This window comes from Gilliamella sp. M0364 (genome assembly GCF_016100565.1).
GTDB lineage: Bacteria > Pseudomonadota > Gammaproteobacteria > Enterobacterales > Orbaceae > Gilliamella > Gilliamella apis.
This window is the reverse complement of sequence record NZ_JACFSF010000023.1, coordinates 1-628: the sequence shown is the minus strand read 5'-3', so window position 1 is coordinate 628 and position 628 is coordinate 1. Positions and strand designations below refer to the sequence as shown.

Below are 628 nucleotides of genomic sequence, written 5' to 3'. Positions count from 1 at the left end.
TCATGGTGTCTTAATCTAGGTTTAGGTTTAGGTTATCGTCTTCCACGCCTTAGAGAATTAACTAACGCATCATTCTGTTCTGGCTACTGTCCAAGTGTTGATTATCCATCAAATACTTATCATTATTCGCGACGAATTGGAGCCGGGTTTTTAGCTGAGTGGGGTGATATGACTAGATACAAGGATGAGGCGAGAAACCACTATTCCTATTGGTCGAGTGAACCGGTGCCAACTAATCCGGAAAAACCTAACGATACAAGCAATAGCACCACCCAGTACGCCGCGACCGCTGTTCACGGTCTGATTACAAATTCAAGTATGAACGCCTATGCTGCAGTAGCTTGCGTCACGGGCGATGAGAAGAAAGAAGATAAATAACTTTACTAGAGCTTAAAAAAGAAGCTGATTGGCGAGAGTGATAAAAGACAAGATGTAGCCGAATTCACCCCGATAGGTTTATTTTTGCGGAAAGGGGTTTTTACAGTAAAAAAATTGCTGAATGGCGTTTTTAAACGGTTAATACTATGTTTTAAAGATTTAACTCTCTAATAATATTTACAAAATTTAACAATTAAACCTTTAAATACAGTTGCGTAGATTTTTTTCAAGCACTATACTTTATAGATTA

At 38.4% G+C, this 628-nt stretch carries 1 protein-coding gene; it reads left to right on the top strand.

Annotated elements, in window-relative coordinates; translation table 11 throughout:
- On the top strand, positions 1-378 hold a 378-nt coding region (locus tag H3U96_RS11075), incomplete at its 5' end, for a hypothetical protein (RefSeq protein WP_198196705.1).
- Positions 379-628: the final 250 nt, after the last annotated feature.